The 19,527-nt window shown below is 72.3% G+C and carries 18 protein-coding genes and 2 tRNA genes; 8 read left to right on the top strand and 12 right to left on the bottom strand.

Annotated elements, in window-relative coordinates; all coding sequences use genetic code 11:
* Positions 1-238 precede the first annotated feature (238 nt).
* Complete coding sequence (locus CYQ11_RS21150) at positions 239-880, bottom strand: alpha/beta hydrolase family protein (RefSeq protein WP_240003576.1); 642 nt, start codon at positions 878-880, stop codon at positions 239-241.
* Positions 881-905: 25 nt separating this feature from the next.
* A complete protein-coding gene (locus tag CYQ11_RS21145) occupies positions 906-1,727 on the bottom strand; it encodes an SOS response-associated peptidase (protein ID WP_099201262.1) in 822 nt (273 codons plus the stop codon).
* A 41-nt stretch (positions 1,728-1,768) separates the two neighbouring features.
* Between CYQ11_RS21145 and CYQ11_RS21140 the strand changes: the two genes are divergently transcribed.
* The 4 genes from CYQ11_RS21140 to CYQ11_RS21125 all read left to right on the top strand — a co-directional run bounded on the left by CYQ11_RS21140 (position 1,769) and on the right by CYQ11_RS21125 (position 5,386).
* Positions 1,769-2,485: a M50 family metallopeptidase gene (locus CYQ11_RS21140; protein WP_099197793.1), complete on the top strand. Its 717-nt coding sequence runs from the start codon at positions 1,769-1,771 to the stop codon at positions 2,483-2,485.
* 120 nt (positions 2,486-2,605) lie between these two features.
* Positions 2,606-3,952: a 3-phosphoshikimate 1-carboxyvinyltransferase gene (gene aroA / locus CYQ11_RS21135; protein WP_099197767.1), complete on the top strand. Its 1,347-nt coding sequence runs from the start codon at positions 2,606-2,608 to the stop codon at positions 3,950-3,952.
* A gap of 17 nt (positions 3,953-3,969) precedes the next feature.
* Entirely contained in the window at positions 3,970-4,974 is a 1,005-nt protein-coding gene (gene rsgA, locus CYQ11_RS21130) for a ribosome small subunit-dependent GTPase A (RefSeq protein WP_099201263.1), read from the top strand.
* 88 nt (positions 4,975-5,062) lie between these two features.
* Positions 5,063-5,386 carry a DMT family transporter gene (locus tag CYQ11_RS21125; protein WP_099197770.1) on the top strand — a complete coding sequence of 108 codons (324 nt, stop codon included), beginning with the start codon at positions 5,063-5,065 and terminating at the stop codon, positions 5,384-5,386.
* On the opposite strand, the gene CYQ11_RS21120 is transcribed toward CYQ11_RS21125, so the two are convergent.
* Positions 5,352-6,014 (bottom strand): TetR/AcrR family transcriptional regulator, encoded by a 663-nt coding sequence (locus CYQ11_RS21120; protein WP_099201264.1) that lies wholly within the window; start codon positions 6,012-6,014, stop codon positions 5,352-5,354. The genes CYQ11_RS21125 and CYQ11_RS21120 overlap by 35 nt on opposite strands.
* A gap of 136 nt (positions 6,015-6,150) precedes the next feature.
* Between CYQ11_RS21120 and hisN the strand changes: the two genes are divergently transcribed.
* Together hisN and CYQ11_RS21110 are read left to right on the top strand one after the other, a co-directional pair.
* The gene (gene hisN / locus CYQ11_RS21115; protein WP_099197768.1) at positions 6,151-6,945 is read left to right on the top strand and encodes a histidinol-phosphatase; all 795 of its coding nucleotides are present in this window, start codon (positions 6,151-6,153) and stop codon (positions 6,943-6,945) included.
* A 201-nt stretch (positions 6,946-7,146) separates the two neighbouring features.
* On the top strand, positions 7,147-7,548 hold the full coding sequence (locus tag CYQ11_RS21110; RefSeq protein ID WP_099197769.1) for a CBS domain-containing protein: 402 nt from the start codon (positions 7,147-7,149) through the stop codon (positions 7,546-7,548).
* A 101-nt stretch (positions 7,549-7,649) separates the two neighbouring features.
* On the opposite strand, the gene CYQ11_RS21105 is transcribed toward CYQ11_RS21110, so the two are convergent.
* A complete protein-coding gene (locus CYQ11_RS21105; protein WP_398779882.1) occupies positions 7,650-9,146 on the bottom strand; it encodes a catalase in 1,497 nt (498 codons plus the stop codon).
* A 153-nt stretch (positions 9,147-9,299) separates the two neighbouring features.
* Here CYQ11_RS21105 and CYQ11_RS21100 point away from each other — a divergent pair, with 153 nt between their 5' ends.
* Complete coding sequence (locus CYQ11_RS21100) at positions 9,300-9,716, top strand: Fur family transcriptional regulator (RefSeq protein WP_099201266.1); 417 nt, start codon at positions 9,300-9,302, stop codon at positions 9,714-9,716.
* Positions 9,717-9,850: 134 nt separating this feature from the next.
* Here the strand turns inward: CYQ11_RS21100 and CYQ11_RS21095 are convergent.
* The 4 genes from CYQ11_RS21095 to CYQ11_RS21080 form a co-directional block, all read right to left on the bottom strand.
* A tRNA-Met gene (locus tag CYQ11_RS21095) sits at positions 9,851-9,924 on the bottom strand.
* 82 nt (positions 9,925-10,006) lie between these two features.
* Positions 10,007-11,980, bottom strand: coding sequence for a tetratricopeptide repeat protein (locus tag CYQ11_RS21090; RefSeq protein WP_398779862.1), 1,974 nt, complete (start codon positions 11,978-11,980; stop codon positions 10,007-10,009).
* Between the two features lie 256 nt (positions 11,981-12,236).
* A tRNA-Met gene (locus CYQ11_RS21085) sits at positions 12,237-12,310 on the bottom strand.
* A 45-nt stretch (positions 12,311-12,355) separates the two neighbouring features.
* Positions 12,356-15,238, bottom strand: a complete 2,883-nt coding sequence (locus CYQ11_RS21080; RefSeq protein WP_099201268.1) for a UPF0182 family membrane protein — start codon at positions 15,236-15,238, stop codon at positions 12,356-12,358.
* A gap of 143 nt (positions 15,239-15,381) precedes the next feature.
* Between CYQ11_RS21080 and CYQ11_RS21075 the strand changes: the two genes are divergently transcribed.
* Entirely contained in the window at positions 15,382-15,966 is a 585-nt protein-coding gene (locus CYQ11_RS21075; protein ID WP_240003577.1) for a PPA1309 family protein, read from the top strand.
* Between the two features lie 99 nt (positions 15,967-16,065).
* Here the strand turns inward: CYQ11_RS21075 and CYQ11_RS21070 are convergent, their stop codons facing one another.
* The 4 genes from CYQ11_RS21070 to CYQ11_RS21055 all read right to left on the bottom strand — a co-directional run bounded on the left by CYQ11_RS21070 (position 16,066) and on the right by CYQ11_RS21055 (position 19,382).
* Positions 16,066-17,154 carry a YlbL family protein gene (locus CYQ11_RS21070; RefSeq protein ID WP_099201270.1) on the bottom strand — a complete coding sequence of 363 codons (1,089 nt, stop codon included), beginning with the start codon at positions 17,152-17,154 and terminating at the stop codon, positions 16,066-16,068.
* Positions 17,155-17,229: 75 nt separating this feature from the next.
* On the bottom strand, positions 17,230-17,430 hold the full coding sequence (locus CYQ11_RS21065) for a hypothetical protein (protein ID WP_099201271.1): 201 nt from the start codon (positions 17,428-17,430) through the stop codon (positions 17,230-17,232).
* Positions 17,431-17,605: 175 nt separating this feature from the next.
* Positions 17,606-18,061 (bottom strand): molybdenum cofactor biosynthesis protein MoaE, encoded by a 456-nt coding sequence (locus tag CYQ11_RS21060; RefSeq protein WP_420894526.1) that lies wholly within the window; start codon positions 18,059-18,061, stop codon positions 17,606-17,608.
* Positions 18,062-18,218: 157 nt separating this feature from the next.
* On the bottom strand, positions 18,219-19,382 hold the full coding sequence (locus CYQ11_RS21055) for an SDR family oxidoreductase (RefSeq protein WP_099201272.1): 1,164 nt from the start codon (positions 19,380-19,382) through the stop codon (positions 18,219-18,221).
* Between the last annotated feature and the right edge of the window lie 145 nt (positions 19,383-19,527).

The following is a 19,527-nucleotide window of genomic DNA, read 5'->3' as shown; positions in this document are numbered from 1 at the left end:
CGAGGCGGACCCGCTCGAATCGGAGAATAGACGACGATCCGGTCCGCCCGCCGCTCCAGCCGCGACCGGCTGGGCCCCGCCCATGACCGCCCATCCCAGGTCGGCCGTCTGCGGGCGGGACGGGCATGCGATCGAACCCATGCGGGGAACTCCCATTCCTTAACGTCTTGCCGGTCGTGACTACAGAGGGCTCAACAGTCGTACGGCCGGGATCATTCCCCCGCGGGCGCGGCAGGGCTCAGAAGCTCCGGAGCCACTCCTCGACCGCGCGGGTGATCACCGCGAGCGCCTCGTCCTGGGTGGTCTCCGCCTTCTTGGGGACCGCGAAGCCGTGGTCCCCGTACGGCACCTCCACCGGCCGGGCACCAGGAGGGAACTCCTCCGGCCGCCCGAACGGGTCGCGGCCGCCCTGCACCACGAGGGTGGGCAGTCCCGCGCCCGTCAGCTCGTCGGCCCGGGACTTCTCCGGCTTGCCCGGCGGGTGGAGCGGGAAGCTGAGCGCGAGGACCCCGGCCGCGCCCAGCTCCGCGCCCGTGCGGCAGGCGACGCGCGCCCCGGCGCTGCGGCCGCCGGCCACGACGGGCAGACCGGGGGCGGTGAGCGCGGGCCACAGCGCCCGCCATGCCTCGTCGAGCGATGTGGGCGCGGGGGCGACCCTCTTTCCGGCCACCCGCCACGGCTGCTCCACCAGGGCGACCGTCACGTCCTGCCGGGGCAGCGCGGCGGCCAGGGCCTGGAGGTCGCGGGCCTCGACGCCGCCGCCCGCGCCGTGGCCGAGGGCCAGCACCAGGCGGGCGGAGGGGGCGAGGTACCAGTGGACGCGGGCGTCCCCGGCGGGGGTCGGCACGTCCTGGACGGTCACTGCGATCTTCGTCGTCACCCGTCCATCCTGCCGCGCCGGGACGTCAGAACAGCGTCGCCTCCTCCGGCGCGGCCAGTTCCTCCAGCAGTTCCGGGCCGTTGTTGCGGACGTCGCTGACCGCCGTGGTGACGGGGTGGGCGCGGACGAGTCCGGCGGGCGGCGGCGCCAGCAGCGACCGCAGCTCCCCGGGGTCCGTACGGGGGTCCAGCCAGGCGGCCCAGCGTTCGGGCGGCAGGACGAGCGGCATCCGGGGGTGGATCTCCGCGAGGGAACCCGGTCCCCCCTCCCCCGCGCCGTCCGTCCCGGCGAACGGGCCGGGTTCGGCGGCGGTCGTGATGACCGAGCAGGTCGCCCACCAGGCCCGGGGGTGGTCGGGCGGCAGCGCCGGGTCGCGCCAGAACTCGTACACCCCGGCCATGGCCATCACCGAGCCGTCGGCGGCCGTGACGAAGTAGGGCTGCTTGCGGGTGCGCTTCCGGCGGCCCTGCTCCTCCAGCTCCCGCTCCTGGGCGCCCGTGACCCACTCGTAGTAGCCGTCCGCCGGGAGCAGGCAGCGCCGGGACTCGAAGGCCCGCCGGAAGGACGGCTTCTCATGGACCGTCTCCGCCCGGGCGTTGATCATCTTCGCCGCGCCCTCGGGGCTCCTGGCCCACGACGGCACCAGCCCCCAGCGCAGCGTGCGCAGCTGACGAACCGGACGGCGGTCCGCTGCGTCTTTCAAGGGACGCTCGAGCACCGCGTGGACGCTCTTCGTCGGCGCCACGTTCCAGTCCGGAGCGAGCGTCTCCTCCGGTTCCCACTTCTCCACCCCGAACAGGCCGGCCAGGTCCTCCGGCCGCCGGCTCGCCGCATATCGACCGCACATGAGTGCCACACTGCCACGTAGACGCAAGGAGCGGCCCCCAGATGGACAGCAGTACCACCGCGACCGACCTGTGGAACCGCGTCGTGGGGAACCAGCCGCACCCGTCCACCTGGCTGATAGCCGTCACCGGCGCCGTCGCCCTGGCCGCCGTCACCCCGTACGGGGTCTGGCGGATCACCCGCAACGCGATCACCATCGCCCATGAGGGCGGCCACGCCCTGGTGGCGCTGCTCAGCGGGCGGCGGCTGGACGGCATCCGGCTGCACTCGGACACCTCGGGCCTGACGGTCTCGCGCGGCCGGCCCTCGGGGATCGGCATGGTGCTCACCGCGGCCGCCGGCTACACCGCCCCCTCGCTGCTGGGGCTGGCCGGCGCCGCGCTGCTCGCCGCCGGGCACACCACCGCGCTGCTGTGGGGCGCGGCGGCGCTGCTCGCCGCCATGCTGGTCATGATCCGCAACGCGTACGGGGCACTGACGGTGGTGGTCGCCGGGGCGGCGTTCGTGCTGGTGTCCTGGCTGTGCGGGCCCCAGGTGCAGGCCGCGTTCGCGTACGGGGTGGTGTGGTTCCTGCTGCTCGGCGGGGTGCGGCCGCCGTTCGAGCTGGGGCGCAAGCGGCGGCACGGCGGAGCGCCGGACTCCGACGCGGACCAGCTGGCCCGGCTGACGAGCGTGCCGGCCGCGTTCTGGCTGCTGTTCTTCCACGTGGTGTCCCTGGCGTCGCTGGCCGGCGGCGGCCGCTGGATGCTCGCGGCGTGAGCCGACGCGTGGTGGGCGGGGCAGCGAACCGGAGGACTTCCCTCCACTCATGGGCGCGGAGCGGGGGCCCCGGGGACTTCCGGGGCCGAACCACGAGGAGAACGTCAGTAAGGTAAGGGCATGACCGAGAGCACCGCGCACACCGATCTCTGGCCCGCCCCCGTCGCGACCGCAGCCGTCGACGCGACCGTCACCGTGCCCGGATCGAAGTCGGTCACCAACCGGGGCCTGGTGCTCGCGGCCCTGGCCGCCGAGCCGGGCTGGCTGCGCCGCCCGCTGCGCTCGCGCGACACCGTGCTGATGGCCGACGCGCTGCGCGCCATGGGCGTCGGCATCGAGGAGGGCGTGGGCCCCGACGGCACCGGCGAGGCCTGGCGGGTCATCCCCGCCCGGCTGCACGGCCCGGCCTCCGTGGACGTCGGCAACGCCGGCACCGTGATGCGCTTCCTGCCGCCGGTGGCCACCCTCGCCGACGGCCCCGTGCGCTTCGACGGCGACCCGCGCAGCTACGAACGCCCGCTGCACGGCGTGATCGACTCCCTGCGCGCCCTCGGCGCCCGCATCGAGGACAACGACCGCGGCGCCCTGCCGCTGACCGTCCACGGCGCCGGCGCGCTGGACGGCGGACCCGTCGAGATCGACGCCTCGTCCTCCTCGCAGTTCGTCAGCGCCCTGCTGCTGTCCGGCCCGCGCTTCAACCAGGGCGTCGAGGTGCGGCACGTGGGCGCCGCCCTGCCGTCGCTGCCGCACATCCGGATGACGGTCGACATGCTGCGCATGGCCGGGGCCCAGGTGGACACCCCCGAGTCCGGCGGCGAGCCGGATGTCTGGCGGGTCTCCCCCAGCGCCCTGCTCGGCCGGGACCTGGTCGTCGAGCCGGACCTGTCCAACGCGGCGCCGTTCCTGGCGGCCGCCCTGGTCACGGGCGGCCGGGTCACCATCCCGGACTGGCCCGAGCACACCACCCAGCCGGGGGACGCCCTGCGCGGGATCTTCACCGACATGGGCGGCGCCTGCGAGCTCACCGACGCGGGCCTGACCTTCACCGGCACGGGCCGCGTCACCGGCATCGACGCCGACCTCCACGAGGTCGGCGAGCTGACCCCCGTGATCGCCGCGGTCGCGGCACTGGCCGACTCCGAGTCCGTCCTGCGCGGCATCGCCCACCTGCGCCTGCACGAGACCGACCGGCTCGCCGCGCTGGCCAAGGAGATCAACGAACTGGGCGGCGACGTCACCGAGACCGAGGACGGGCTGCGCATCCGCCCGCGCGCCCTGCACGGCGGTGTCTTCCACACCTACGAGGACCACCGGCTGGCCACCGCCGCCGCCGTCATCGGCCTGGCGGTCGAGGGCGTCCAGGTGGAGAACGTGGCGACCACCGCCAAGACCATGCCCGACTTCCCGGAGCTGTGGACCGGGATGCTCGGCTCCGTCGCGGGGGCGACGACGGCGCCGAGAAGCTGAAGAGACCTGGAAGACCCATGCGCCGCTACGGCAAGCACACCGACGAGGACGACGTCCGCGTCCGCCCCAACCGCAAGGGCAACCGCCCCCGGACGACCATCCGCCCGAAGCACGAGGACGCCGCCGAGGGCTTCGTCCTGACCGTCGACCGCGGCCGGCTGACGGTCCTCGTCGAGGACCGCACCGTGCTGGCCATGAAGGCCCGTGAACTGGGCCGCAAGGGAGTCGTCGTCGGGGACCGGGTCGCGGTCGTCGGGGACCTCAGCGGCGCCAAGGACACCCTCGCCCGGATCGTCCGGGTCGAGACGCGCAGCTCCGTGCTGCGCCGCACGGCCGACGACGACGACCCGTACGAGCGCGTCGTCGTCGCCAACGCCGACCAGCTGGCCATCGTCACCGCCCTCGCCGACCCCGAGCCGCGCCCCCGGCTGATCGACCGCTGCCTGGTCGCCGCCTACGACGCGGGGCTCGAACCGCTGCTGGTGCTGACGAAGTCCGACCTGGCGTCGGCGGAGACCCTCATGGAGTCCTACGGCTCCCTGGGCACCCGTTACGTGGTCACCAGCCGCGACGAGCTGGCCGAGGGCACCGCCGCCCGCCAGGTCCGCGAGCAGCTGGAGGGCCGGATCACCGCCTTCGTCGGGCACTCCGGCGTCGGCAAGACCACCCTGGTCAACGCGCTCGTGGAGCGGCAGCGGGCCACCGGCCACGTCAACGCGGTCACCGGCCGCGGCCGCCACACCACCACCTCCGCGCTGGCGCTGCCGCTGCCGGACGGCACGGGCTGGGTCATCGACACCCCGGGCGTGCGGTCCTTCGGCCTGCACCACGTCGACCCCTCCCGCGTCATCCACGCCTTCCCCGACCTGGAGCCGGGCACCGAGGAGTGCCCGCGCGCGTGCAGCCACGACGAGCAGGACTGCGCGCTGGACCAGTGGGTGGCGGACGGTCACGCCGATCCGCAGCGCCTCTACTCCCTGCGCCGGCTCCTCGCGACGAGGGAGCGGCGCGAAGGCGACTGATCGCCTACGTTTGCGAGTGACCGTCAGCGGCAAGGGCATGAAGGACACCGGTGCCGGCTGGGCGGTCCACGGAACGGGAGGCAATCTGATGGCGTGGCTGCTCGTCGTGGTCGCCGGACTGCTCGAAACCGGCTTCGCCGTCTGCCTGAAGCTCTCGCACGGCTTCACCCGCCTGTGGCCCACGATCGCCTTCGCCGCGTTCGCGCTCGGCAGCTTCGGCCTGCTGACGCTCTCCCTGCGCAAGCTCGACGTGGGCCCCGCCTACGCGGTGTGGACGGGCATCGGCGCGACCGGTACCGCGATCTACGGCATGGTCTTCCTGGACGACCTGGTCTCCGCGCTCAAGCTCGTCTCCATCGCCTTCGTGATCGTCGGCGTCATCGGCCTCCAGCTGTCGGGGTCGGCGCACTGACCCCGGCCCGCTGCGGCGCGTTCAGCAGCACCCGCACCAGGTGGGCGACCTCGTGCGCCGCCTCCTCGTCCGTGCCGGCCGGGGCGATCACGTAGGACAGGGTCAGCCGGACGGCCGCCTCGCAGGCCCGGCGCGTGGCGCCGTCGCACTCCGCCGCGCCGCCGATCGCCCGGGCCGCGCTGTCGCGCAGCCGCTCGGCCAGCGCCCCCGGCGAGGGCGCGCCGCGCGGCGGCAGCGGCCCGGCCGGCCGGCGGGGCGCGGGGACGGGCGGCACGGCGGCGGGCGGCAGCCGGTCGCCGCGGCAGCCGGTGAGCGCCGCCCGGACGAACGGGTTCGCGCGGGCCGTGCGCAGGATCCACCGCGCGGCGGCGGCATAGCAGTCGCCGGCGTCGGCGCCGCCGACCCCGGCGGTCTCCGCCAGCGCGCGCTCCACCCCGGCGAAGAAGGCGTCGGCCTCGCGGCGCACCAGGGCGCGGGCGAGGCCGTCCTTGCTGCCGAACTCGTTGTAGAGGGTCTGCCGGGACACCCCGGCGGCGGCCGCCACGTCGACCATCCGGACCCCGTTCCAGGGGCGGGCGCCGAGCGCCGTGTAGGCCGCGTCCAGCAAGAGCTCTCGTGCCGCGGGCATCGTCGCCTCCCCGGCCGCAGGGCCGCACGACGGTTGGGGGCGAGCCACAGAATTGACGCACCGCAAGGCGGTGTCAAGGGGCACGGCAGGCCGCGCCGCGCGTGACCTGGCGATGGCCACAGGTAGTGTGCAAGTCATGTCCGACTACCACGATGATCTGCGTCTGGCCCATGTCCTGGCGGACGCCGCCGACGCGGCCACCATGGACCGGTTCAAGGCACTCGACCTGAAGGTCGAGACCAAACCGGACATGACACCGGTGAGCGAGGCGGACAAGGCCGCCGAGGAACTGATCCGTGGTCATCTCCACCGGGCCCGGCCGCGCGACGCCGTGCTGGGCGAGGAGTTCGGCAGCGAGGGCACGGGCCCGCGCCGCTGGGTCATCGACCCCATCGACGGCACGAAGAACTACGTGCGCGGCGTGCCGGTGTGGGCCACGCTCATCTCCCTGATGGTGCAGGGCGAAGGCGGCTACCACCCGGTGGTGGGTCTGGTCTCCGCGCCGGCGCTGGGCCGGCGGTGGTGGGCGGCGAAGGAGTCGGGGGCCTACACCGGGCGCAGCCTGTCGTCGGCGAGCCGTCTGCAGGTCTCGCGGGTGGGACGGATCGAGGACGCGTCGTTCGCGTACTCCTCGCTGTCGGGCTGGGAGGAGCGCGGGATGCTGCCGGGCTTCCTGGACCTGACGCGCGACTGCTGGCGCACGCGCGGCTACGGCGACTTCTGGCCCTACATGATGGTCGCCGAGGGCTCGGTGGACATCTGCGCGGAGCCGGAGCTGTCGCTGTGGGACATGGCGGCGAACGTGGTCATCGTCGAGGAGGCGGGCGGCTGCTTCACCGGCCTGGACGGGCGTCCGGGCCCGCACAGCGGCAACGCCGCGGCGTCCAACGGGGTGCTGCACGACGAGTTGCTCAGCTATCTGCGCCCCTGAGCGACGGGCCGCGCCGCGGCCAAGTGGTCGTAAAAAACCGGCAAATTCCCGTACCGCACAACCCTTGTCCGCCCTGGTGGAGGCGTGTGACGATGTCAGCCCGACGCTTGTGAACTTGTGAACTCCCCGGTGCCCCGGGCACTATCGGAGTTCGCAGTTCCGGGACTGACGCGCAGTCCATGAAGGAGGTGGCTCCAGGCCATGCTCGTCCGTGACGCCATGAGCAGGGTGGTCCTCACCATCGGCCCCGCTCACACCCTCCGCCAGGCCGCCCGGCTGATGTCCGCCCGCAGGATGGGCGCGGCGGTCGTCCTCGACCCCGACCACAGCGGGCCCGGCATCCTCACCGAGCGGGACATCCTCGACGCGGTCGGGGCGGGCCACGACCCCGACCACGAGACCGCCCACGGCCACACCACCACCGACGTCGTCTTCGCGGCCCCGGACTGGACGCTGGACGAGGCCGCCGCGGCCATGGCGCGCGGCGAGTTCCGCCATCTGATCGTTCTCGACGGCGAGGAGACCGTAGGAGTGGTGTCGGTGCGCGACATCATCCGTTGCTGGGTCCCGGCCCGCGACGGCGCGCGGGCGCTGACCGTCTGACCCCTCCCCCGCGGGCGGAGATCCGCGCGAGAACGGCCGAAGAGGCCGGAGCCCCTTGGCGTCCGGCCTCTTCGGTTGGTACGGCAAGCGTCCAGTGGCTGTCAGCCGCGCAGGGCCTGGACCGCGGCGTCCAGCCGCTTGCCGTAGTCGGGGTCCGCCTGGCGGAAGTTGTTCACCGCGCGCTCGACGATGTCGTCGCGCGAGACCTTCGCGATGAAGCCGGCGAGGTTGGCGATCAGGCGCTCCTTCTCGTCCTCGGACATCAGGCGGTAGAGGTTGCCCGCCTGGACGAAGTCGTTGTCCTCGGCGTGCGAGGGGGCGACGTGGTTGCCCGTCGCCCCGGAGACGGGCACGGGCTGCCACAGCGGCCGGTCGGTCTGGGCCGGGCCGCCGAAGCTGTTCGGCTCGTAGTTCTTGGTTCCCTTGTGGCGGCCGTCGTAGAGGAAGCCGTCGCGGGAGTAGGTGCGGGCCTCGGTGGCGTGGGGGCGGTTGACCGGCAGGTGGTCGGCGTTGATGCCGACGCGGTAGCGGTGGGCGTCGCCGTAGGCGAAGAGCCGGCCCTGGAGCATCTTGTCGGGCGAGGGGCCGATGCCCGGCACGAAGTGCGCGGGGCTGAAGATGGACTGCTCGACCTCGGCGAAGACGTTCTCCGGGTTGCGGTTCAGCTCCAGCTTGCCGATCTCGATCGGCGGGTAGTCCTCGTGCGGCCACACCTTGGTGAGGTCGAACGGGTTGAAGCGGTAGTTCGCCGCCTCGTCCGCCGGCATGATCTGCACCTGCACGGTCCAGGTCGGGAAGTCGCCGCGCTCGATGGCCTCGCGCAGGTCGCGCTGGTGGCTGTCGGGGTCCATGCCCGAGACCTGCACGGCCTCGTCGGCCGTGAGGTTCTTGATGCCCTGGTCGGTCTTGAAGTGGTACTTGACCCAGAAGACCTCGCCGGCCGCGTTGTTCCACTGGTAGGTGTGGGAGCCGTAGCCGTTCATGTGGCGGTACGAGGCCGGGATGCCCCGGTCGCCGAACAGCCAGGTCACCTGGTGCGTCGACTCGGGCGACAGGCCCCAGAAGTCCCAGACGTTGTCCGCCTCCTGCGAGCCGGTGTACGGGTCGCGCTTCTGGGTGTGGATGAAGTCCGGGAACTTGATGGCGTCCTTGATGAAGAACACCGGGGTGTTGTTGCCGACGAGGTCGTAGTTCCCCTCTTCGGTGTAGAACTTCAGCGCGAAGCCGCGGGGGTCACGGACGGCGTCCGCCGAACCGAGGTTGCCGGCGACCGTCGAGAAGCGCAGGAACGTTTCGGTCTGCTTGCCCACCTCGGACAGGAAACGCGCCCGCGTCCACTGCGAGACGTCCCGCGTCAGAGTGAACGTGCCGTACGCGCCGGCGCCCCGGGCGTGCACCACGCGCTCCGGGATCCGCTCCCGGTTGAAGTGCGCGAGCTTCTCCAGCAGGAGCTGGTCCTGCACCAGGACGGGACCGCCGAGCCCGGCGCTCTCGCTGTTCTGGTTGTCCGCGACCGGAGCGCCCGACTCCGTGGTCAGCGGGCCCGTCGTCGTTACCGCCTCGCCGTTCGCCGTGCTCACGTGCGCCTCCGTCGTCAGATCGTCTTCTACGTCCCGGCCGCTTGGCCCGAGCCGAAAACGATCCTACATTGGACTTAGTCCAAGTCAAGACCGAGAGCATTGAAATACCGATTCCATGGATGGACAGGACCCGCTGCTACGCTGGTGCTATCTGACTGATAGGTGAATGGCATGAGTGACCTGCTGGAACGGCTCCGGGGACGCGGCTGGAGGCTGACCGCCCAGCGGCGCGTCGTCGCCGAAGTGCTCGACGGGGACCACGTCCACTACACGGCCGACGAGGTCCACGCGAAGGCGGCCGAGCTGCTGCCGGAGATCTCGCGCGCCACGGTGTACAACACCCTCGGAGAGCTCGTCTCGCTGGGCGAGGTCCTTGAGGTGAGCACCGACGGCCGCGCCAAGCGCTACGACCCCAACGCCCACCACGCGCACCAGCACCTGGTGTGCTCCCGGTGCGGCACGATCCGCGACGTCCACCCGGCCGGCGACCTGCTGGCGGGGCTGCCGTCCGAGGAGCGCTTCGGCTTCCAGGTCTCTGCGGTCGAGGTGACCTACCGGGGGATCTGCCCGGGCTGCGCCGCGCCGTGAGTCGCCCGGCCGCGCCCCGGCCCTCCTCGCGAAGACGGGCGGCGTTACGAGAACGGGCCGCCTCACGAAGACGGCCCGTTCCGCGCAGACGCCGAAGGCCCGGATCCTGAAGAGGATCCGGGCCTTCGGTGCAGTAGCGGGGACAGGATTTGAACCTGCGACCTCTGGGTTATGAGCCCAGCGAGCTACCGAGCTGCTCCACCCCGCGTCGGTGATGCAACTTTAACCCGCCCGTGACCCTCAACGCAAACGCCCCGTCGGGGGCGCTCACGTCCCGGCCCTCCCGGGCGCTACGCGCTGAGCTCCTGCGACAGGGCGTCCCGCAGCCGGGCGGCGCGCTCGGCGACCTCCGCCGGCCCCAGTTCCACGGCCTGGGCGCACCACAGCCTGCCCTCCGCGAGGTCGCCCCGGCGGGCCGCGAGCAGGGCGAGCCGCAGCGCCGCGCGGCCGTGCCCGGCCTCGGCGGCCCTGGCCCACCACAGCGCCGCCTCCTGCTCGCTGCCCTCACGGGCGAGGAGCAGGCCGAGGTTGAAGGCGCCGTTGCGGCTGCCGGCCTCGGCGGCCTGCCGGTACCAGTGCGCGGCGGCCACCACGTCGCCCCGCTCGGCGACCAGCATGCCCAGGCGCACCTGGGCCCGCCGGTGGCCCTGCCGGGCGGCCCGCTCGTACCACTCCTCGCACTCGAAGCGGCCGTGGCCGTCGTCGTCGCGGTCGAGCAGCGCGCCGAGGCGGAAGGCGGCCTCGGCGTTGCCGCCCTTCACCGCGGTCCGCAGATGGCGCTCGGCCTCCTCGCCGGCCTCCGGGCCGCCTTCGCGCAGCAGCGCCATCGCGACCTGGAGGGCCGCGTCGGTGTGCCCGGCGGCGGCGGCGCGCTCGTACCACTGGAAGGCCGTCTCGTCCTCGTCGCGCCCGGCGTAGAGGATGCCCAGGTTGAAGGCGGCGTCGACGCTGCCGGCCTCGGCGGCCTTGGAGAACCACGGCTCCGCGCCCGCCGAGTCGCCGCCCTGGAGCAGCAGGACGGCCAGGGCGTTGGCGGCCTCCTTGTGGCCGGCGTAGGCGGCGCGCCGGTACCACTGCTCGGCCTGGGCGGTGCGGCCCTGCTCGGCGCAGAGCAGGCCGAGGTTGTAGGCGCCGTTGACGTCGCCGGCGTCCAGTGCGGTGCGGTACCAGCGCTCGGCCTGCTGGGGCTCGCCGCGGTCGGCGTGCAGGGCGCCCAGGGCGTTGGCGGCGTTGCCGTCGCCCTCCTGGGCCGCGCGGCGCCACCAGACGGCGGCGCTGTCGGTGTCGCCGGCGTCGCGCAGCAGGAAGCCGAGGGCGCACGCCGCGCGGGGCTCGCCGTCCTTGGCGGAGGTGAGGTACCAGCGGGCGGCCTCCTGCGTCTCGCCGCGCGCCTCCAGCAGGGTGCCCAGGTGCAGGGCGGCGCGCCGGTGGCCGCGGGCGGCGGCCTGGCGGTACCACTGCTCGGCCTCGCCGGCCGGGCCGTCCGGGCGGCGGCCGCCGGCGGCCGCGGCGGCGCGCAGCTCGCGCACCGAGGTGTCGCCGCCGCCGACGGCGACCAGCCGGCTGTTGGTGGAGGGGACGAGGCTTCCGCCGAGGCCGTCGTCGAGCCCGCCGGAGCGGGCCTGGGCCCCGGGGGAGCGGCCGTCGAGTATGCGGGCCAGGCGGTAGGCGGCCTCGCGGTGGCCGCGCTCGGCGGCGGAGCGGAACCAGCGCTCGGCGTCCACGTCGCTGCGGTGCTCCAGCAGGTCGGCGAGGGCGTAGGCGCCGAGGGCGTGCCCGGACTCGGCCGACTGCCGCAGCCAGTACTCCGCGGCGGGCTCGTCGCCGCGCTCGCGGTGGTAGCGGCCCAGGGCGTGCGCCGCGGGCGCGGAGCCCGCGACGGCCGCCACGCGCCACCAGGCGGCGGCCTCGTCGGCGTAGCCGCGCTGGTGCAGCAGGACGCCGAGGTTGTTGGCCGCGGAGCGGTCCCCTTCGGCGGTGGCGGCGCGCAGGTGCCGCTCGGCGCCGTCGAGGTCGCCGCGGCGGAGCAGCAGCGCGCCGAGCATGCTCAGGGATGCGGGGTCGCCCGATTCGGCGGCGCGGCGGCGTGCGGTCTCCAGCTCCAGGTCGGCCGCTTCGGTGGCGCAGCCGGCGTCCGGGGAGGAGCCCTCCCCCTGGCCCCCCGGGCCGTACGACGACGGATTACGGTCGCCGTCCTGATCGCTCCCGTCCGCGGGAGCTCCTACAAGCCGACGTGTTTCCAACAGCCTCGCCTTGTCCCCCATAAGTCCCATCGTCGCACTCCCGCAACCTGCGTACACCTGGAATGCCGCAGCCAGTGAGGTCACTTCAGCGTTTTGTCGACTTCCCGACTTCCCGACACGGCGGTGCTCCAAACTCTAATCAAAAGCCCCGCACACAACCCGCACAGACCACGCGCGCCGGGCCACGAAGTGTCATCTCCCGTGCACGGGGCGCCCGTCGGGGCCGCGGCAACACGACAAGGCCCGGAGTCCGAGGACTCCGGGCCTTGACTTTGAGTAGCGGGGACAGGATTTGAACCTGCGACCTCTGGGTTATGAGCCCAGCGAGCTACCGAGCTGCTCCACCCCGCGCCGTTGTGGAACAACCGTACCACGGCGCGGGGCGGGTGTGGGCCGTCAGCTGCCCGGCTTGGTGCCCCCCTCGGCCGCGGTCTCGGCCTTGGCGAGGCGGTCGAGGGCGTCCTTCAGGTCCTGCTGGGCCTTGCCGTAGGCCGCCCAGTCCTTCTTGTCGAGCGCTTTCTGCCCGGCGTCGAAGGCGTCCTGGGCGTCCTTCACGGCCTGCTTGACCGTGGGGTTCGCGCTGCCCTCGGAGGGCGGTCTCGTGGTGCCCTCGGACGGCGGGCGGGTGGTGTCCGGCGCCTTCCCGCCGAAGACCTCGTCGAGGGCCTGGGCGAGCGTGTCCTTGAAGGCGATCTTCTCGCCGTAGTTGACGAGCACCTTCTTCAGCAGCGGGTAGTTGGTCCCCGCGCCGCGCACGTACACCGGCTCCACGTACAGCAGTCCGCCGCTGAGCGGGACCGTCAGCAGATTTCCGTACTCGACCTCGGAATCACCGCGCTTGAGGATATTGATCTCGTTCGCGACGGCCGTGTCGCCGTTGAATTTGCTCTGTGCCTGCTGGGGTCCCCACACCGTGCTCTCGGACGGCAGCTTCAGAATTCTGATGCGGCCGTAGTCGCGGCTCTTCGCGTTGGCGTCGACGGCCATGAAGGCGCCGAGGTTGGGACGGCCCTTGGGCGTGAAGGTGGTCGTCAGCGAGAAGGCCTGCTCCCGCTGGTCGGGCATCTTCATGCTCAGGTAGTACGGCGGCACCGCGTTCCCGGACTTGGTGGTCGGGTCGTCCGGGACCTCCCAGCGCTCACTGCCGGTGTAGAACGTGCCCGGGTTGGTGACGTGGTAGCGGGAGAGCAGCTCGCGCTGGACCTTGAACAGGTCCTGCGGGTAGCGCAGGTGGTCCATCAGCTGGCTGCTGATCTGGCTCTTCGCCTTCACCGTGCCGGGGAACGCCTTCATCCACGTCTTGAGGACCGGGTCCTTGGTGTCCCACTGGTACAGCTTGACCGTGCCGTCGTAGGCGTCCACGGTCGCCTTGACCGAGTTGCGAATGTAGTTGACCTGGTTCTGCTGAGCGACGACCGCACGCTGACCGTTCGTGAGCGAGTCGGCGGTGGTGTCGCCGAGCGTCGTCCGCGAGGCGTAGGGGTAGCCGTTGCTCGTGGTGTAGGCGTCGACGATCCACTGGATGCGACCGTCGACCACCGCCGGATAGGCGTCGCCGTCGATCGTCAGCCACGGCGCGACCGATTCCACGCGCTGCTTCGGCGTGCGGTTGTACAGGATCCGCGAACCGTCGCCGATGGCACCGGAATAGAGGATCTGCGGCTCGCCGAACGCCACCGCGTAGGCGGCGCGGTTGACCGGGTTGGAGAGGCTGACGCCGCTCTTGCCCTGATAGCTGTAGCTCTTCTCGCCCTGGTCGCTGGAGTAGTCGAGCTCCTTCTGCGGACCGCCCACGATCGAGTACTGCGTGGTCTTCTCGCCGTAATAGACGCGCTGCTCGTAGGAGCCGAGCATGCCCTCCGTCGGCAGCTTCTTCTCGGTGAAGTCCGGGGCGCCGGAGCTGTCCGTGGAAGTGCCCTTGGCGGTGATGGCGCCGTAACCGTGGGTGTATTTGAAGTGGTCGTTGATCCAGTTGCGCTCGGGGATGCCCCGGATGTTCAGCTCGCGCAGACCGACGACCGTGTCCTGCTCCTTGCCGTTCGCCTTGTAGCGGTCGACGTCGAGCGTGGACGGGAACTGGTAGTACCCGCGGACCTGCTGTTCCTGCTGGAACGCGGGCGAGACGATGTTCGGGTCGAGGAGCCGCAGGCTGGCCGTCGCATCGGCCTCGGCGCGCAGCTTGTCCTTGTCGCTCCCGGTGTCGCTCTTGCCCGAGTAGTCCTTCACGTCCACGCCGTCGATGCCGTAGGCCTGGCGCGTGGCCGTGATGTTCTTCTTGATGTACGGCGCTTCCTTGGCCTGCTCGTTCGGCTGGACCTGGAACTTCTGCACGATCGCCGGGTAGAGCCCGCCGATCAGCACCGCCGAGAGGACCATCAGGCCGAAGCCGATCACCGGCAGCTGCCACGTGCGCCGCCACAGCGTCGCGAAGAACAGCACGGCGCAGATCAGCGCGATGATGAAGAGGATCGTCTTGGCCGGCAGGTAGGCGTTGGCGTCCACGTACCGCAGACCGGTCCACCCGTCGGTCGACTTCAGCCCGCTGGACTTCACCGCGAGCCCGTACCGGTCCAGCCAGTAGGCGACCGCCTTGAGCGTCACGAAGAGGCCGAGCAGGACGGACAGGTGCCCCGTGGCCGCGGCCGTGGCCCGCCCGCTGGGGCTGGTGAGCCGCAGCCCGCCGTAGAGGTAGTGCACCAGCGCGGCCGCGATCAGCGACAGCACGGCCGCCGCGAAGCCGAAGCTCAGCAGGAAGCGGTACCAGGGCAGGTCGAAGGTGTAGAAGGAGATGTCCTTGTGGAACTGCGGGTCCCGCTGCCCGAAGGACACCCCGTTGACCCACTGCAGCCAGGTGCGCCACTGCCCGGCGGCGGACGCGCCGGCGACCAGGCCGACCAGCGCGGCGACCGCCAGCAGCACCCACTTCTTGTACGGGGCGATGCTCATGCGGTAGCGGTCGAGGCTCTGCTGCTCCGTCGACATCGCGCTCAGCGGCGGCCGCAGCCGGTGCGCCAGCCAGATGTTGGTCCCCACGGCCACGGCCATCAGCAGCCCGAAGACGGCGAAGAGGCCGATCTTGGTGCCGAGGGTGGTGGTGAAGACCGAGGAGTAGTGCACCGAGCGGTACCAGAGCCAGTCGGTCCAGAACCCGGCGAACATGACGAAGAGCATGGCCAGCCCCGCCAGCACGCCCAGGGTCGTCAGCAGGGTCCGGACACGCCGGGACGGTCGGCCGACTCTGATCCGTGGCCCTGTCGGGCCTCCGCCGCGGTCCGGCATCTGGAAAGCCAAGGTGCGCACCTCGAAGTTCGCTGTCGATGGAGCTGTCGATCAGGCCCAGTGATGGTAGGACCCACTGTGGCAACTTACCGACGCTTTACTCGGTTCCCGATTTCGGCCCCTCTCAGGGCACGATATTGACCATGTCCAGCAATACCGGTTCGAACCTTCCCGGCTCCCAGGAGCCCAGCACCCCGATGGCGGCCAGCCCGCTGACCCGTGCCGTGCTCGAGATCGACGAGTACGCCTCGACTCTCGGCTGGGACCAGCCCGCCCGGCTGTTCGCCCTCGTCGACACGGCCCGCCTGCGGGTCCAGGAGCCCGGCCTGGCCGCCCAGCTCGGCCTCGACGACGCCTCCTCCACCACCACCTCCTACACCCCGATCGAACAGGAGGAGCTGCCGGCCGGCGCCGCCCTCGACGAGTTCCTCGGCACCATCGCCTGGCCCGACGCCGTGGTCGGGTGCGCCCTGACCGTGGAGCGGCTGATGCTCCCGCCGTCCGCCGAGGGCTCGGTGCCCCACGGCATGAACGACAAGCAGCTCGCCGCGTGGGTCGCCAAGCACCCGGACCGCCAGGAGGTCCGGATGACCGTGGCCGTCCTGCGTGACGGGGCGCGCGAGTCGGCCGTGCGGCTGCGCGAGAAGGACTCGCCGAACGAGGTCCTCACCGGCGCCGACCTGGTGCCGGGCCTCGCGGAGGCGCTCGCCGCGACGTTCGCGGACTGACGGACGGCGGGGAGCTGCGGGGGGGCTCCTGCCGGAGGAACTGCGCGGGGCCCCGCTGGGGCCCCGCGGAGGGGGGACAGGGCTAGCGTGGGGGCAGGGCTAGCGTGCCGAGCAGCTCGGCAGGCCGGCCGTGTCCCCCTTGCGGACCTTCTCCAGCGACTGGAGCGCGTCCTTGATCGTGTCGACCTTGACCAGGGTGAGGCCGGCGGGGGTGTCCTTCGCGGCGGCCGCGCAGTTGTCCTTGGGCGTGAGGAAGTAGCGGGCGCCCTTCGAGCGCGCGCCCACCGTCTTCATCTCGATGCCGCCGATCGGGCCGACCTTGCCGTTCTCGTCGATCGTGCCCGTGCCGGCGACGAACTTGCCGCCGGTCAGGTCCTCCGGCGTGAGCTTGTCGACTATCCCCAGCGCGAACATCAGCCCGGCGCTCGGGCCGCCGACGTCCGCGAGCTTGATGTTGATCGTGAACGGGAAGGTGTGGTCCGTGCCCGCCTGGATGCCGACGATGGCCCGCTTGTCGTCGGGGGCCGGGCGCGTGACGAGCGCGACCGTCTCCTCGGTCGCCGGCTGCCGCTTCTCCTTCTCGGCCGCGGCCGCCTCCTTGGCCGGGACGGTCAGGAAGGTCACCTTCTCGCCCGCCTTGTGCCGGGTGACGAGCTTGGCCACGTCGCCGGGCTCCTTGACCTCCGTACCGTCCACGGCCTTGATCATGTCGCCGGCGTGCAGCTGGCCCTCGGCGGGGCTGCCCTTGACGACGGACGACACGACGACCCGGGTGCCGACAGGGATGTCGAGCTGCTTGAGGGCGGCCACCTTGGCGCTCTCCTGGGACTGCGTGAACTCCTCCGCGGTCTCCTGGTTCAGCTCGTCCGGCGACTTGTCCTCGGGGTAGAGCGTGCTGTGCGGCACGACCAGGTTGTCGTGCGCGAGCCAGCCGTAGACCGCCTCCACCAGGTTCATCCGGTACTGGGAGCCGGTCACGCGGACCGTGGTCATGTTGAGGTGACCGGTGGTCGGGTAGGTCTTGTGGCCCGAGATCTGGAGAACCGGTTCGCCGCCGTGCTCACCCAGCGTATTGACGGTGGGCCCCGGGGACATCTCCGAATACGGCACGGGGATCAGCACGCCTGCGCAGAGCAGCGCGACCAGCGTCAACAGGGAGGCGAGCATCGTCGCGGTGCGGCGGGGCATGGAACGACAGTACGGGACGGGTCCGGCCGTCCCCTTCCGGGGCGGTCCGTACGGGGCAGCGACGGCGCGCTCCCGTCAGTGGCCCGAAGCGGAACCGGACTCCGCACGCTCCATGGCCTCGCGGATCTCCGTGCGCTCCATGGCCTCGCGGAACTTCGCGTAGCCCGCGAGCTCGGCCACGTCGCCTGTCTTGCGGTTACGGGCTGCCCAGCTGCCCCAGAGGGCGGCCACGACCGCCGCGGCAACCGGAATCAGCAACCAAGCGAGCGCCGCCATGCCGGCCTCCGACCCCTGTACGCAATTGCCACTGACTGATGAGCAGATTAGACGTCTTCGGTCTCAACGCTTACGCCAGGGGCCCGGTTACGCAACCAGGAACGGCCCAAAAGTGGGCGACTTTGATTCCCGCGCGCCTGTGCGCCGCCCTGCCCCCTGTCATGCGCCTCCCCCGTCAGGCGCCCACCCACTCCTCGGTGCCGTCGGCGAAATTCTGGTGCTTCCAGATCGGCACCTCGCTCTTGAGGTCGTCGATCAGCCGCCGGCACGCCGCGAAGGCCTCCGCACGGTGCGGGCAGGAGACGGCCACCACGACGGCCAGGTCGCCCACGGCCAGCTCGCCCACGCGGTGGACGGCGGCCAGGGCCCGTACGGGGAAGTCGTCCACGACCTTCTGCGCCACCCGGCGCAGCTCGGCCTCGGCGGAGGGGTGGGCGGAGTAGCCGAGGCCCGCGACGTCCGCGCCGCCGTCGTGGTCGCGCACGGTGCCGACGAAGAGCGCCGTGCCGCCCGCGGCGTCGTCCCCGACCGCCGCGAAGACCTCGTCCAGGGACAGCGGCGTGTCGCGGACCGCGAGGAGGCGGACGGGATCGGGGGCGGCGAGCTCGCCGGGGTGGTGGGGGTGAGACATGGCACCCATCGTGCCGCACGGGGGCGGCTGCGACGAAGAGAGGTCGAGCACGTGCGCGACGGCCGTCCGTGCGGTTTCACGGCTCCCCGCGGGCCCCTGCGGGCCCGGCGGCGGCCGGGGAGGCCTCTCCAGGCCTTCCAGGCCATCCCCCGGGCTCTTAGAGCCGTCTGCGGGCCTTGCGGGCCCGGCGCACCAGTGCGGCGGTGCCCAGGAGGGCGACGGTCGCGCCGGCGGCACCGGCGGCGGTGGCGTCCTTGCGGCCCAGGCGGCGGCCCGCGACCGTGTGGCGGCCCGCGACCTCTTCCAGCAGTTCCGCCAGGACCTCCTCGTTGGTCCACCGGGGACGCCAGCCGGCGTCGTGCAGCCGGTGGCCGCTGACCACCCAGGGGTGCATCGTGTACTCGAGGTCGCCGGCGGGCGACGGGGTCAGGCCCAGGCGGTGCAGCCGGGAGGCCGCGCCCAGCGCGACGGCCGAGGGCAGCTCCATGCGGCGGATGCCGGTCAGCTCCTCGACCTCCTCCTGCTCCAGCCAGCCGTCGCAGGCGACGGCCAGCTCGCCCTCCGCCTTCTCCAGGGCGGCGAACTCCAGGGCGCTCACCAGGTCCTCCACATGGCAGAACTGCCAGGTGGGCCGGGACCCGGCGACGACCAGGAGGCGGGGGGACTCGAAATAGCGGGTCAGGGCGGTGTCGGTGCCGCCGACCAGGATGGCCGGCCGCAGGACCGTCACGTTCAGGCCGGGGTGCGCCCGGGGCGCGCGCCTGGCCAGCCGCTCTATCTCCAGCAGGTCCCCCACGCCGGTGGCCTCGGCGGTCGCCCGCAGCTCCGCGTCCTCGGCCAGCGGCACGTCGTTGTCGGGGTGCGCCCCGTAGACCATCGCGGAGGTGCACAGCACCACGCGGTGCACGCCGGCGGCCGCGGCGGCGGTCAGCACCGTCTGGGTGCCGCGCACGTTGTAGGCGGTGCGCGCGGCGGCGTCGGTCTCCAGGTCGAGGTCGATCGCCAGGTGCACGACGACGTCGGCGCCGCGCAGCTTCTCGGCGATCGCCGGGTCGCGCACGTCGAGCACGTGCCACTGGGCCTCGGTCACGTCACCGCGGCGCTCGTCGATCGCCACGACCTGCTTGATCTCCTCCGACTCGGCGAGCCGCCGCGTGAGCAGCGCACCGACGCCGCGGGCGGCGCCGGTGACCACGACGACGGGCCGCCGGCCGGAGCGGGAACCGCCCAGCGGCAGCCGGGACGGGGTCGTACTCTCGCGTGCGGAACCGTTTCGCGCAGCGCGAACTTCTCGGTCGGCTTCTCGGTCGGGGGAACTCACCGGGCGTCTCCAGCGGTTGTCTTCAGTACGTATGTGCCATCACCTTTGTCATGACGCGTACGTACCAGGTGACGTCCATCCTGCCGCAGGCCCCGGGCGAGCGGAGCACCAAGCCCGGATAGCGGCGAGGTGTCTACGCTTGGTG

Source organism: Streptomyces cinnamoneus (assembly GCF_002939475.1).
In the GTDB taxonomy this organism is placed as follows: domain Bacteria; phylum Actinomycetota; class Actinomycetes; order Streptomycetales; family Streptomycetaceae; genus Streptomyces; species Streptomyces cinnamoneus_A.
The sequence above is the reverse complement of the archived record's forward strand: the minus strand, read 5'-3'. Positions and strand labels throughout refer to the sequence as shown.

Coding starts and splice junctions, on each gene's coding strand:
- CYQ11_RS21145 (WP_099201262.1), bottom strand. CDS start 1,727: ATGTGCGGTCGATATGCGGCGAGCCGGCGGCCGGAGGACCTGGCCGGC.
- CYQ11_RS21140 (WP_099197793.1), top strand. CDS start 1,769: ATGGACAGCAGTACCACCGCGACCGACCTGTGGAACCGCGTCGTGGGG.
- aroA (WP_099197767.1), top strand. CDS start 2,606: ATGACCGAGAGCACCGCGCACACCGATCTCTGGCCCGCCCCCGTCGCG.
- rsgA (WP_099201263.1), top strand. CDS start 3,970: ATGCGCCGCTACGGCAAGCACACCGACGAGGACGACGTCCGCGTCCGC.
- CYQ11_RS21125 (WP_099197770.1), top strand. CDS start 5,063: ATGGCGTGGCTGCTCGTCGTGGTCGCCGGACTGCTCGAAACCGGCTTC.
- CYQ11_RS21120 (WP_099201264.1), bottom strand. CDS start 6,014: ATGCCCGCGGCACGAGAGCTCTTGCTGGACGCGGCCTACACGGCGCTC.
- hisN (WP_099197768.1), top strand. CDS start 6,151: ATGTCCGACTACCACGATGATCTGCGTCTGGCCCATGTCCTGGCGGAC.
- CYQ11_RS21110 (WP_099197769.1), top strand. CDS start 7,147: ATGCTCGTCCGTGACGCCATGAGCAGGGTGGTCCTCACCATCGGCCCC.
- CYQ11_RS21100 (WP_099201266.1), top strand. CDS start 9,300: ATGAGTGACCTGCTGGAACGGCTCCGGGGACGCGGCTGGAGGCTGACC.
- CYQ11_RS21090 (WP_398779862.1), bottom strand. CDS start 11,980: ATGGGGGACAAGGCGAGGCTGTTGGAAACACGTCGGCTTGTAGGAGCT.
- CYQ11_RS21080 (WP_099201268.1), bottom strand. CDS start 15,238: ATGCCGGACCGCGGCGGAGGCCCGACAGGGCCACGGATCAGAGTCGGC.
- CYQ11_RS21075 (WP_240003577.1), top strand. CDS start 15,382: ATGTCCAGCAATACCGGTTCGAACCTTCCCGGCTCCCAGGAGCCCAGC.
- CYQ11_RS21070 (WP_099201270.1), bottom strand. CDS start 17,154: ATGCCCCGCCGCACCGCGACGATGCTCGCCTCCCTGTTGACGCTGGTC.
- CYQ11_RS21065 (WP_099201271.1), bottom strand. CDS start 17,430: ATGGCGGCGCTCGCTTGGTTGCTGATTCCGGTTGCCGCGGCGGTCGTG.
- CYQ11_RS21060 (WP_420894526.1), bottom strand. CDS start 18,061: ATGTCTCACCCCCACCACCCCGGCGAGCTCGCCGCCCCCGATCCCGTC.